The following is a 418-nucleotide window of genomic DNA, read 5'->3' on the forward strand; positions in this document are numbered from 1 at the left end:
CAGATGAGCCAGGCCGCACAGAACCTGAACTGGCTGATCACCAATTTCGTGGACAACACCCCCGGGGTGTCCCACACCGTGGTGGTCTCCGCGGACGGCCTCCTGCTGTGCATGTCCGAGGGCTTCCCCCGGGACCGCGCCGACCAGCTCGCCGCCGTGGCCTCCGGCCTCACCTCCCTCACCTCCGGCGCCAGCCGGATCTTCGAGGGCGGCGAGGTCAACCAGACCGTCGTCGAGATGGAACGGGGCTTCCTGTTCCTCATGGCCATCAGCGACGGCTCCGCCCTCGCCGTCCTGGCCGCCCCCGACTCCGACATCGGCCTCGTCGGCTACGAGATGGCCCTGCTCGTCGACCGCGCAGGCGCCGTCCTCACCCCCGCGCTCCGCGCAGAACTCCAGGGCAGTCTCCTGCACTGAC

Annotated in this window: 1 protein-coding gene; it reads left to right on the top strand. The window is 69.9% G+C overall.

Translation table 11 applies throughout. The features are described 5' to 3' along the window. The first annotated feature begins 3 nt into the window (after nucleotides 1–3). A complete protein-coding gene (locus PUR71_RS30570) occupies nucleotides 4–417 on the top strand; it encodes a roadblock/LC7 domain-containing protein (RefSeq protein ID WP_030291361.1) in 414 nt (137 codons plus the stop codon). Nucleotide 418 lies beyond the last annotated feature (1 nt).

The sequence above is a fragment of the Streptomyces sp. SP17BM10 genome (assembly GCF_036322405.1).
GTDB lineage: Bacteria > Actinomycetota > Actinomycetes > Streptomycetales > Streptomycetaceae > Kitasatospora.

Excerpts from the sequence above, each read along its gene's own strand:
- PUR71_RS30570 (WP_030291361.1), top strand. The coding sequence starts at position 4 with ATGAGCCAGGCCGCACAGAACCTGAACTGGCTGATCACCAATTTCGTG.